Below are 12254 nucleotides of genomic sequence, written 5' to 3'. Positions count from 1 at the left end.
CCAATGAAACTGTTCTCCAAATACTCTCTCTCTCTATTAAGTATATTCATTGTAAGTAACGCAGCAGTGGTAAGTAATGAAGCTGTAGCAGCACCTTCTATAGTACCAAGCCCACCTAGTCTAGGATCCAAAGGGTATGTACTAATCGATTTTAATTCTGGTGATGTGCTAGTAGAAAAAAACGCACACACTAAATTAAACCCAGCAAGTTTGACTAAGCTGATGACCAGCTATGTGGCTGGGCAAGAAATGAAACGAGGTAACATTTCTGCTGACGACCAGGTGCGAATCAGCGAAAACGCGTGGGCAAAGAACTTTCCTGACTCGTCAAAAATGTTCATCGAAGTAAACACAGACGTAGCAATGATGGATCTCTACCGTGGATTGATTGTGCAATCAGGCAACGATGCGAGTGTTGCGATTGCAGAGCACGTGGCGGGATCACAAGGTGCTTTTGTGGACCTTATGAACTCTTGGGCAGCGTCTCTAAAATTAGAAAATACACATTTTTCGAACGCACATGGCTTAGACGCTGACGATCTATATTCAACCCCTTATGATATTGCGTTATTAGGCCGTGCAATTATTCGTGATTTACCGGATGTGTATGACTTATACAGTGAGCGTTCGTTCAGTTACAACGGTATTACACAACATAACCGAAATGGTTTACTTCGCGATAGAAGTTTGACAGTTGATGGTATGAAAACAGGCTATACATCTGGCGCGGGTTACAGCTTAGCCAGTTCTGCAACACAAGGTGAGATGAGACTGATCGCGGTTGTCATGGGGGCGTCTAGCGTTAAGAGCCGTGAGTCAGATAGTAAGCAACTGTTGAGCTATGGTTTCCGATTCTTCGATACACTCCACCCTCACCAAAGTGGTGAACAAGTTGCTGAAGAAAAGGTGTGGTTTGGAGCCCAAGACAAATTGAAGCTCGGTGTTGCAAAAGATACCTTTATTACGCTTTCGAAGTCTGACAGTAAAAAACTGACTGCGTCTATCGAACTTGATTCTGAGATAAAGGCACCGATTGCGGAAGGTCAAACCTTAGGTGTGGTTCATTACATGGTAGATGGTGAAGATGTTCAAACTCAGCCATTGATCGCGCTTGAAGCCGTTGAGCAGGGCAGCTTTTTAAAACGTTTGATGGACTATGTTAAATTGTTCTTCGCGAGCTTGTTTAAATAGTATACGCAGGTGGAATGCCGTAAGCCTTGGTACGTGAGTTGTTACGTTTGTAATGGTAATCAGTGGCGATAAAAACAGCAATACAATAGGCGTTGTGATTCATCACAACGCCTATTGTTATTTTTACACACCTAAAATATGTCGTCTGCTTTCTTTATTAGCCGTAGCGGACGGTTTCTATTACTATACGAAAAATTTAGCAGTGTAGTCACTTATGACCATAGAGATAAAGAACGTAACCGAACCTGAAGTAACTTGTGCCAATTGTCAGGCATGCTGTTGTCGGTTAGAAGTTATGATCATCACAGATACCGGCGTTCCTGAAGAGCATATTGCTTATGACGAATGGGGCGGCGAAACCATGCTGAGATTAGACGACGGCTGGTGTTCGGCTGTTGATAGAGAAACGCTAATGTGTACTATCTACGAAAACCGACCTTGGATCTGTCGTGAGTTTGAAATGGGCTCTTTTGAGTGTGTCGAGCAGCGAATTGATGTGATGGGTGAATAGTGTTAGTTGGCCTTAAAAGCGAGCTCTCAATCGCTTAATATGAATGGCCTGCTCATTGAGATCAATGTATGAATGCAGTGGGTTTAGTTTATTCACTATCGATAGATAGTGCCTCGAAATAGCCATAGGCTTTATTAAACCACACAAAGCGTTGAAACAAGATGATACTCTGAGACAACAGAGTACCTTGGAACATTAATTAGGTATTCGGTTTGATGAATACCTAACCATTCTCTCTTTCAGGCTTTCGTACTCCTCACAGTACATTTTGTTTAGAACTCTGAAGGCACCTCAAACTCGATCCACTCTCCCGTTACTGGGTGAATTAATTTGAGGTACCCAGCATGTAGATGTAGGCGATCGCGTTTGTAACCATAAAGATCATCACCGCGGATTGGAACACCAAGACCGAATGGATGAGCACAGTGCACACGTAACTGATGTGTGCGGCCCGTCTTAGGGTATAAGTGAACCTTGGTTTTGCCATTTTTCGTGCTGACAACTTCCCAATGGGTTTCTGCATTTCGTCCATGTTCATGGCAAACCAGCTGTCTTGGTCTGTCCGTGATGTCGCCGCGCAAGGGTAGGCTAATGTCACCAGATCTACCCTCTATTTCATCATCTAGCAGAGCGGTGTAACGCTTCTCAACTGTTCTATCGATAAATTGTTTTTGGATGTGTTTGTTTGACGCTGCTGTAAGCGCTAAGATCAATAGCCCTGAAGTCGACATGTCCAGTCTATGGATGATCAAAGGGCCTGTCGCATTTGGGTAACGCGCCTTAATGCGTGTATAAACCGAGTCTTCGATAAACTTGCCGGGAACCGAGAGAAACTCTTCTGGTTTGTTAACCACCACGATCTCGTTGTCTTCATAAACAATATCGAAAGACTTACTCGACGCAGGGTTCACGATAAGTGGGTTATCTTCTAATTCAATGCCGTTTAGCTGGTGGTCGAGAATCTCGAAGCTTTTGCTTTGGCAAACAGGGTATAGGTTTCCGTGTTGTCGGATGACATCTGCTGGAGGCAATCCCCACCAAAATTCAGACAACGCTAATGGCTTAAAACCGTATTCAAAGGCAAAGTTAAGCAGCTTAGGTAGGCAGCAGTCACCAGAACCTTCAAGTGCATCTTTGCCTTCCAACAGATCAAGTAAGCTCTTAGATTCAGTTGCTTGGTTGATAAAGCGGTAGTGGTTCAAACGTTGAGCTTCTAATTCAGCAGAAATAGCTTGGTAATCTTGCTTACGATTTTTCAATTCACTCTCGATCGCATCTACCTGTAATTGGCGCTCTGTGATCTTTTGTTTCCACTCAATACGAAGGGCTTTAAGGTCGCGTTTCTCTTGGCTGCTTTGGTGACCTAATTTCTTGAGTAGGCTTGCTGCCGACTCTAGATTCCCGAATGTCTTTTCTTGATTGGCTTGCTCTCTTAGTACGGTGCGCTGCGCTTTGTTCTCGGCCATTGCTAACTGAAAGGCTCCAATAGCTTGAGTTGACTCTGCTTTCAGCGTTTCAAGGTCAGATTCTAATGCGTCTAGGTTGTGTGATTTTTGTAGCTTCTCAATGTCATCCGCTAGTCGTGATTGGCGAGCGAGGTTTACACTATTTTGAGGTTTAAATTGTTCTGAGTCGAATGCTGGTGGAACGAAGTCGATACTTTTTAACTGAGAGGCCAGTATCGGATCTAGCTGTAAGCCTGAAAACGCAGAAAGATAGCCTATCTCTTGCGTTATTGGATTCTGAACAAGAAGAACGGCATAGAGTTTACCTTGCGAGGTTTCATTTACACCATTGTCAATGAGTGACTGCTGAAGCTGTTGCATGGCTAATTTACATGTAGGGTGCGGGGTATAGTAATACGGGAACGTAAAACGATTCGGCAGCGCTAAATCTACATTTTCTAGTTGCAGAGGTGTGTATTGAGCAAGGTTTGTTGGCATTAAGATCAAACTCTGTGGCTGTTCAGTTAGAGTTCGATATTGTTGTCGAAATGAAGACAAATGAGAAGCCAAAGCAGAAGATAAATCGGCTTTGGCATCAATTATTGTCTCGTGTTTACCCTAAGAAGCAAGCGTTTGAGTGAAACTCGATCAGTTCGAGTGCTCTAGCTCTATTTGCTCCGCTTTTTGGTAAGCAGGGTGGCTAGCTAACAGCTCGCCGTATTTAGCAATGTTAGGATAAAGCGCCGTTGCACCAAAGTTTCCTACGATTTCTACGATGAACGACATCATAAAATCAGCTCCCGTTAGTGTTTCCGCAACTAGGTAGGTTTTGCCTTCCAATGCATTATTCACATAGGTTAAGACTTTTTGGCTTTCATCATCTGCGTAACCGCTTAGGAAGTTGGTCTCAGTACCATCTCTCATGACAAAGATTTTAAGTAGCATCGGTAAAATACCAGAGCTTTCAGCGAAGTGTAGCCACTGTGAATATTCAACATACTCAGCTGTGCCACGTTCCGGTGCAAACTTACCTTGGCCAAACTTGTCGATGAGGTACTCGGTAATCGCGCCTGATTCGCTGATCACAACGCCATCGTCTTCAATAACCGGAGATTTACCCAATGGGTGAACCGACTTTAATTCTGGCGGCGCTAGAAACGTTACACTGTCTCTTTGGTATGGTTTAATTTGGTAGTCAACACCAAGCTCTTCCAATAGCCAGATGATACGTTTTGAGCGTGATTTATTTAAGTGATGTAGAGTAATCATGATTGTACCTATTTAACTTATTCCGTTTATTGAATTTACTTAGCGTCGTTAGTTTTAATAACAAGTTTACCGAAGTTTTGACCTTCTAATAGGCCAATAAATGCTTGCGGCGCTTCTTCTAGCCCTTCAATTAGATGCTCGCGGTAATGTATTTTTCCTTGAGACAACCATTCAGTCATTTGCACTGCGAACTCGTTGTAACGGTGCGCGTAGTCATCAAAGATTATGAAGCCTTGCATCTTAATACGCTTGACTAGCAAGGTACCAACAAGACTGGACATGCGATCTGGACCTTCAGGAAGCGATGTCGCGTTGTATTGAGACACTAGGCCACAAACAGGAATACGAGCACCGGTGTTAAGCAATGGCATTACTGCGTCGAAAACCTTGCCGCCAACGTTTTCAAAATAGACGTCGATGCCGTTGTCACATGCTTTAGCCAACTGCTCTGCGAAGTCGTCGGTTTTGTGATCGATACATTCATCAAAGCCAAGTACCTCTTTAGCGTACTGGCACTTCTCTTGACCGCCAGCAACACCGATAACACGACAGCCTTTTAGTTTACCGATTTGTCCAACGGTTGCACCTACTGGGCCTGTTGCTGCAGCTACGACCAGAGTATCGCCTTTTTTCGGTTGGCCAATATCTAATAAACCCATGTAAGCCGTAAAACCAGGCATGCCCATGATGCCAAGTGCGTAAGAAGGGTGCGTTGGTTCTTTACCTAGTTTGATTAGGCCTTCACCGTTAGAAACACCAAGATCTTGCCAACCTGTATAAGCCAATACCCATTCGCCGACTTCAAAATCGCTGTTGTTTGATTCTTCAACCTGACATACGGTTGCGCCGACCATCACTTCGTCAATTGCAACTGGGTCAGCGTACGATTTAGCGTCGCTCATTCGACCACGCATGTATGGGTCTAGAGAAAGGTACACTGAGCGAAGTAACATTTCGCCATCTTTAATTGTTGGTACGGCTACTGTCTCTAAACGGAAGTCGTTTTGAGTCGGTGCGCCAACTGGGCGAGAAGCCAATACGATGCGGCGATTGTCTTGTTGAGTCATTGGATGTCCTTAATTTATATTATGCTTATTTAGAATTAGACCAGTCGTCTATGGTTGTCATCTAAAAATCCCGCCATCATCAAATTGATAAGAGGGCGGGTGATTTCTTTTAAGTTAAAGCGAATAAAACGCGCTGCGCGTTACTAGCTTTCACCTTTTAAAATTCGTTCGGTAAGGCTCAAAGCTGACTGTAAGCTATGGGAGCTTTGGCTTAATTTACTTAACAAGCTAGCACCTAACCACATAGAATATAAGTTTTGAGCCGCTTCTTGGCTGTTTTCAAGCTTTATAGAGCCAGCTGCAATACCACCAATAATGCATTGCTTGATTGTATTTGTTACTTTTTCAGCACCTTTTAGTAGCGCTTGGCGCATAGGATCAGAAAGATCAGAGACTTCTGCGCTTAGTTTAACCACTAAGCACTTGTGAGCATTACATGTACCGTTTTCGGTCTTAGTCCATAGTGAAAAGTAACTCATGATTCGCTGAAAATGACTATCTTCACTGTGTACTAAGATTGATTCAATCTTGGTGATGTAGTCTTCAAAATAGTGTTGAATTAACGCCTCACCAAATTGTTCTTTAGATTTAAAGTAGTGGTAAAACGAACCTTTAGGCACGTCCGCTTCTTTAAGCAATTGCGATAGGCCTACGTTATTAAAGCCGTTGTTTACCATTAGTTGATAACCAACATTCAAAATATGTAAGCGAGTGTCATTCGTTTTTTCTTTCATGAACAGTACTATAATTTAAATTAGACCAGTCGTCTAGTTTGTATGTCTAGATCATTTAATCCGTTATCCAACTAGAAGAGTTAGTCTTTAAATATCCTGAAGTTGTCGTGCTTTCTAGTAGATAAAAAGCCCCAACATGGTTTGTATATTGGGGCTTAAGTCAACGAATTCTGTTATTTGATGGAGATTAATTCAACATCAAAAATCAAAGTTGATGACGGTGGGATAGGGCCTGAACCGCCTTTACCGTAAGCTAATGGACTTGGGATAAATAGACGAACTTTTTGGCCTTCAACCATGTAAGTCAATCCTTCTTGCCAGCCTTTAATGACTTGCTTAAGAGCAAATGAAATCGGCTCGCCGCGCTCAACCGAGCTATCGAAAACAGTGCCGTCAATCAAAGTGCCGTGGTAGTGAACCGTTACTTTACTGTTCTTAGTTGGGTGTTCAGTCCCTGTACCTTCCTCAAGCACAAGGTATTGAAGGCCGCTTTCAGTCGTAATCACGTCTTCTTTAGTGCCGTTTTCCAGTAGGAATTGTTGGCCTTGTTCGAAGTTCTCCTCGCCAGATTTATGATTCATCCAGGTACGGTAAATCATGAAACCGGCCAAAACAAAGACGATGACCGGGATGATAAATTTAGACATAGTAAAACCTATTTATATTGAGTGCTGAATTTCGTAATTAATGCAGAATGTGTTAATCAGTTGGCTAAAGCCGTGATTATGGTTGAGTCAAAAGGTAGTTGATCGTTTTCGCGATGCTGGCAACGTCTTGGTGGCCGGCCGTGAGTACTTGGTATTTACCGTTGATGATAAATGTCGGTACTGAGTTGATCTGACCTTTTGCAGAGATCTCTTCGGCTTTCTTAACGTAGTCAAAAAGCGCAACTTGCTGTTCTTTGTTTAACTGGTATGGGCTAACCAAACCGCGAGAAGTAAAAGCTGTTTCTAGAGCTTGTTGGCGCTGCTCCGGTGTTGCATCGGCACCCATTTGAACCGCACCGAATAGGTCGTCCATGAAGGAGTGATCAGGTGTCGCATCAAGCTGCATTACTGCGGTGTAAAAGATCATGGCGCTAATTTGAGCACTTTCATTAAATGTGACATGCACTTTTCCAATTTTTTGGTCTGTCAGGGACTCAATCTCAGGAATAGCACTTTCCATTTTACGACAATGACCACAGTTAAGAGAGAAAATCTCGGTGACCGGAGATAGATTCAATTCTGTAAGAGCAGTAGGAAGCGCTTCGTATTGAACACCTTTCTGTGGCTCGTCTGTTTCACTACAACCCGCGATAATAAGTACGGCTGCGAGTGCTGTAATGAATTTAGCAAATGGTTTAAACATAATGTTTACTCTAGTGTTAAGAAGTCGTGAGATTCTAACTATTTAGTACGAATTGGAAAACAATTATAAGGTAAATAAATGCAAACAATTCAAACAAGCGAGTGATGGCAGGCCGGTTGATGGTTAACTGTGATTAAAAGCACTTTTTTGATGTGCGTTTTTTTTGTCTAAAGTTTTTCCCTCGGTGCCGATATAGACATTAGTGAATGGTTATCTGCATAAGTGGTTGGTGAAGTAATGAGATATTTAGCGATAATGTTAAGCATAGCTTTGGCTGGTTGTGAAACGACGTTACCAACAAGTATGTTAGGTGGTGGAATGCTAGAGACTGCACCGCAAACGGATTACGATCTTATCCATCCTGAATGGGGTGAGGTTCAAGCGACTCATGTAGCAAGTAATCGTGGATACTCGATTCAGAGCAGCACTCATCAACAAAGAACCATCACTACCAACTACGGACGTGGCGTGTCGACCAATGATCCGTTGGAAGTCTTTTTAAGACAAAATCGAATCGATTTCGAAGTTTTACCTGGCAACCATGTGATGGTAAAGCTTGAACAACATGTGAACTTTAAAACAGGTTCTGCATACCCCGAACCTGCGTATAACCAATGGTTAGATACGTTGGGGAGTTACTTATCTCAACGCCAAGATATCGATGTTGTGATTGAAGGTCATACCGACAACACAGGTACTGATCAAATCAATGATCCTCTTTCAGAGAAGCGTGCAAAAGAAGTGAAAGCTCGATTAGAGAGTAACTACGTTTCTAGTCGTTCTATTTATACTCGTGGCTTTGGTGAGTATGTCCCGGCTTGTACCAACGCTTCATCACAAGGTAAGGCGTGTAACCGCCGTGTAGAGCTGATGCTGATTGTGGCGAAATAGTCATTTGAGCTTTTGCTCCTAATTTAAACGACTAGCACCAAATAATAGACATAAAAAATCCCTCACATTCGAGGGATTTTTTGTATCTGGCTTTTGTCGCTTAATTGCTTATGCAAACTGCTTTTCTAAGTAAGTCACGATATCTGAAGATTCGTACATCCACTCAGTTTTGCCATCTTTTTCGATACGTAGACAAGGCACTTTCACACGACCGCCACCAGCTTCAAGCTCTGCACGATGTTGTTCATTGTTTTTTGCATCACGAAGTTCGAATTGAACCGATTGACGTTTCATGGCACGGCGCACTTTTACACAAAACGGGCATGCTTCGAATTGGTATAACGTGTGCGTTTTTGCTTGTTCATTCACTTTGCTTTGCTCTTCCTGAGAACGTTTCACACCACGTGGGCTGAAGATAAAATTCAATAGCAAGATGACACGACCTAAAAACCAACGGATAAACTTCATAACTCTCTCTACATATTTAAAATTAGCGTTACAATTTGCAGCATTATATACACAAGTATTGCCAGATGCTCGCAACAAACCGCTAATATCTATTTTGTCCGTTCGATCGTGTGAGACTTAGCCACATTTAGCCCTAAACGTTTAGAGAGTCGAGTTAAGTTTGCTCGGTCTGTTTTCAGCACTCGCCCTGCCTGCGCCCAGTTAAAGTTGGCGTTTTCTAACACCTCAGTAATGATGCTGCGTTGAAAGTCATCTGTTGCTCCTCGCAACCCTTCCGAGAGATCGATCGTTGGTGTCGATAGCGGTGTCGTCTTCGCTTGTGTGGTTGCGATCGGTTGATCTTGGTCGAGTGGGCCACAATCTTCTTTGGTAATTGTCACCAGGTTTTTATTGGTGCTACGCGCTAACGCTTTCAATGCTGAGCGGCTGATCACGTGCTCAAGTTCACGCACGTTACCTGGCCAACCATAACGATTGAGAAATACTAGAACATCAGAGCGGAATTTCACTTGGTTGATGCCAAGTTTACGGCGTGCTTGTTCTAGGAAGAAACCCGCAAGCAAGCTGATATCGTCACCACGATCTTTTAGTGCGGGCACAGCAATAGGGTAAACACTCAACCGGTGATATAAATCGGCTCTAAATCGACCATCTTCGACTTCTTGTTTTAAGTCTCGGTTGGTCGCGGCTAATACACGAACATCAATGGTTTGAATGTTATCTTGGCCAACAGGTTGAATTTCGTTATTTTGCAGCGCACGCAGTAGCTTACTTTGCGCAGCTAAAGGCAATTCACCAATCTCATCAAGGAACAGTGTGCCACCATCGGCCAAAGCAAACTTACCTAAGCGGTTTTTATCTGCGCCAGTGAACGCGCCACGAACGTGACCAAACAGTTCACTTTCTACTAAGTTTTCAGGAATAGCAGCACAGTTTACGTAGACGAGTGGGTTACGCTTACGTTGAGATTGATGGTGCAAAGTACGAGCCACGAGCTCTTTACCAACCCCCGTGTCACCGTGAATTAGGATATTGAACTCTGAAGGCGCAACAATCGCAATGTCATTCTTAAGCGCCATCATAGTATCGCTTTTACCGATCAGTTCTCCGCCATCTCGTTCCCACGCCTCTACATTTAACTCTTCTAATAACTGCTTTGACTGTTTTGCTTGATGTTCAAGTTGCGAGAAAGTCAGCGCCATCTGCATCGTTGAGGCTGCAATAGCTGCCAGCACCTCAAGGTTGCGCGCTGGAATATTCGCAAAGACATCAGGTTTCAAGCTATCTAGGGTCAAAATGCCCAATAGCTTGTCGCCAAATAGCAAAGGCAAGCCCATACAAGCATGCATTGGTAAATCGCCATCATGGTCAATAAGCAAACCATCGAAAGGATCGGGTAGGGAGCTGTCAGCATCGAAACGAACAGGAGAGCGAGACGCGCAGATCTCTTCAAACCGCGGGTGCTCTGAAATGATAAAGCGACGACCGAATGTATCTCGGCTGAGCCCTTGCATTGCGATGGGTACTAGCGTGTCGCCTTGAAGGCTTAAAAGCGCGACACAATCACACGTTATGGTTTTGCGAATGGCATCGATGAGGCGATTGAAACGATCTTGATCATTCACACCACTTGCGAGGCCAATGGTCATTTCCATGAGGGTAGATGCGGAGATATCTTGCATAAAAAACTCTAACTGTGTGTTTATCTACATAGTAGAGTCTTATTGACTTAAAAAAAAGGTCTTTTTGACGTTTTTATAAGATGGATTTTGAAAAGAAAACCAGTAATGACGGGGATTGATAAAATTGGCACTGATTGTGCAAAAGAGGCATCGAAGCCCAATTATAGCGCTGATTAAACAGACTATTATTGATCTCAATCAATCAGGTGGCATTAATCAGGTTTCGCGATTTTTTGAAATGAAAACGAGTCAAAATAACTCAGTTTCTAAAAATAACTAAGGTTTCAGAAAATCGATAAGTCATTCTTAATTTTTAGTAGTCAAAATGACATATAGGTCATAAGGCTCAGTGTTCGGAGTAAATTCATGCTTAACAATGCACATATCGAAATCATCAAATCTACGATTCCTCTACTTGAGAGCGCAGGCCCTGCTTTAACTCAACACTTCTATCAACGTATGTTCACGCATAACCCGGAATTGAAAGATATCTTCAATATGACTCATCAAAGAACAGGTCGCCAAGGTGTGGCACTGTTTGAAGCTATCGCGGCTTATGCAAAAAATATTGAAAACCTTGCAGCGTTAACCACAGCGGTTGAACGTATTGCACAAAAGCATACCAGTTTTAACATTCAACCAGAGCACTACCAAATTGTTGGTTTACACCTGATTGAAACACTACGTGAATTAGCTGCTGACGCGTTTACGCCAGAAGTGGAAGAAGCATGGACAGCCGCTTACCTATTCTTAGCGCAAGTATTCATCGATCGTGAAGCTGAACTTTACCTACAGCGTAAGCAAGCGGTAGGTGGTTGGGAAGCAGCACGTGCGTTTGTGATTGCAGACAAAATTGAAGAGTCAGCGCTAGTAACTAGCTTTATCCTTCAGCCAAAAGACGGCGGTGAAGTTCTGGATTACACACCAGGTCAATACATCGGTATCGAAGTGAAACCGGAAGGCTCTCAATACAGCGAGATTCGTCAATACTCACTCTCTGATAAGCCAAACGGCAAGCAATACCGTATTTCTGTTAAACGTGAAGGACAAGATCAAGAGACACAGGGCGTTGTATCTAACCACCTACACGATACGGTTGCTGTTGGTGATGAGATTAGCCTATACGCACCAGCAGGTGACTTCATGTATCAAGAGCGCAGCAAGCCAGTAACGCTTATCTCTGCAGGTGTTGGTGTCACGCCGATGCAGTCTATGCTTGAGTTCCTAAACACGGAAGATAAAAACGAGCCAGTACTGTACCTTCACGCTTGTGAGAACGTAGGCCAACACTCTTTCACGACTCGTGTTAAAGATATTATTACCGACAAAGGTTGGGAAGCGAAAACGTGGTACATGAACAAAGATGAATCTGCATGTGACAACACACATCACGGTCAAATGGATCTAGCGTCTATCTCGGATACTAAAGGGTTTGATGAGAGTGATTTTTACATCTGTGGTCCGGTTGGCTTCATGAAGAACATTGTGGAACAACTAGACGCACTTAACGTTGACCGCTCACGCGTACACTACGAAGTATTTGGCCCTCACGCTAACTTCTAATCGTAAGGTCTGTTCTATTAAAAACTTTGCCCATTAAAAAGCCTCACAGTGTGAGGCTTTTTTTCGTTTGGTTCATTCTGCCT

The 12254-nt window shown here is 43.3% G+C and carries 12 protein-coding genes; 4 read left to right on the top strand and 8 right to left on the bottom strand.

What is annotated here, in order from left to right:
* Positions 1–3 precede the first annotated feature (3 nt).
* Positions 4–1191 (top strand): D-alanyl-D-alanine carboxypeptidase family protein, encoded by a 1188-nt coding sequence (locus ACED48_RS16200; RefSeq protein ID WP_017058161.1) that lies wholly within the window; start codon positions 4–6, stop codon positions 1189–1191.
* Between the two features lie 214 nt (positions 1192–1405).
* The gene (locus ACED48_RS16195) at positions 1406–1702 is read left to right on the top strand and encodes a YkgJ family cysteine cluster protein (RefSeq protein ID WP_077681393.1); all 297 of its coding nucleotides are present in this window, start codon (positions 1406–1408) and stop codon (positions 1700–1702) included.
* Between the two features lie 272 nt (positions 1703–1974).
* Here the strand turns inward: ACED48_RS16195 and ACED48_RS16190 are convergent, their stop codons facing one another.
* The 6 genes from ACED48_RS16190 to ACED48_RS16165 all read right to left on the bottom strand — a co-directional run bounded on the left by ACED48_RS16190 (position 1975) and on the right by ACED48_RS16165 (position 7567).
* Positions 1975–3645 (bottom strand): RluA family pseudouridine synthase, encoded by a 1671-nt coding sequence (locus tag ACED48_RS16190; RefSeq protein ID WP_017058165.1) that lies wholly within the window; start codon positions 3643–3645, stop codon positions 1975–1977.
* Between the two features lie 150 nt (positions 3646–3795).
* Complete coding sequence (locus tag ACED48_RS16185; protein WP_017058167.1) at positions 3796–4416, bottom strand: glutathione S-transferase family protein; 621 nt, start codon at positions 4414–4416, stop codon at positions 3796–3798.
* Positions 4417–4451: 35 nt separating this feature from the next.
* Positions 4452–5483: an NADP-dependent oxidoreductase gene (locus ACED48_RS16180; protein ID WP_017058168.1), complete on the bottom strand. Its 1032-nt coding sequence runs from the start codon at positions 5481–5483 to the stop codon at positions 4452–4454.
* Between the two features lie 143 nt (positions 5484–5626).
* Positions 5627–6217, bottom strand: coding sequence for a TetR/AcrR family transcriptional regulator (locus ACED48_RS16175; RefSeq protein WP_017058169.1), 591 nt, complete (start codon positions 6215–6217; stop codon positions 5627–5629).
* 173 nt (positions 6218–6390) lie between these two features.
* Complete coding sequence (locus ACED48_RS16170) at positions 6391–6864, bottom strand: FKBP-type peptidyl-prolyl cis-trans isomerase (RefSeq protein ID WP_017058170.1); 474 nt, start codon at positions 6862–6864, stop codon at positions 6391–6393.
* A gap of 76 nt (positions 6865–6940) precedes the next feature.
* A complete protein-coding gene (locus ACED48_RS16165; protein ID WP_017058171.1) occupies positions 6941–7567 on the bottom strand; it encodes a thiol:disulfide interchange protein DsbA/DsbL in 627 nt (208 codons plus the stop codon).
* A 255-nt stretch (positions 7568–7822) separates the two neighbouring features.
* On the opposite strand from ACED48_RS16165, the gene ACED48_RS16160 reads away from it, so the two are divergent.
* Positions 7823–8458, top strand: coding sequence for an OmpA family protein (locus ACED48_RS16160; RefSeq protein WP_017058172.1), 636 nt, complete (start codon positions 7823–7825; stop codon positions 8456–8458).
* Positions 8459–8566: 108 nt separating this feature from the next.
* Here the strand turns inward: ACED48_RS16160 and ACED48_RS16155 are convergent, their stop codons facing one another.
* On the bottom strand, positions 8567–8926 hold the full coding sequence (locus ACED48_RS16155) for a glutaredoxin (protein WP_017058173.1): 360 nt from the start codon (positions 8924–8926) through the stop codon (positions 8567–8569).
* Positions 8927–9015: 89 nt separating this feature from the next.
* Positions 9016–10608, bottom strand: coding sequence for a nitric oxide reductase transcriptional regulator NorR (gene norR / locus ACED48_RS16150; protein WP_017058174.1), 1593 nt, complete (start codon positions 10606–10608; stop codon positions 9016–9018).
* Positions 10609–10974: 366 nt separating this feature from the next.
* On the opposite strand from norR, the gene hmpA reads away from it, so the two are divergent.
* Positions 10975–12171: an NO-inducible flavohemoprotein gene (hmpA, locus tag ACED48_RS16145; RefSeq protein WP_017058175.1), complete on the top strand. Its 1197-nt coding sequence runs from the start codon at positions 10975–10977 to the stop codon at positions 12169–12171.
* The last annotated feature ends 83 nt before the right edge of the window (positions 12172–12254 follow it).

The sequence above is a fragment of the Vibrio sp. 5S239 genome, assembly GCF_041439575.1.
Taxonomy (GTDB): domain Bacteria; phylum Pseudomonadota; class Gammaproteobacteria; order Enterobacterales; family Vibrionaceae; genus Vibrio; species Vibrio kanaloae.
Note: the sequence above shows the minus strand (reverse complement) of the source record. Positions and strands in the feature narration are given on the sequence as shown.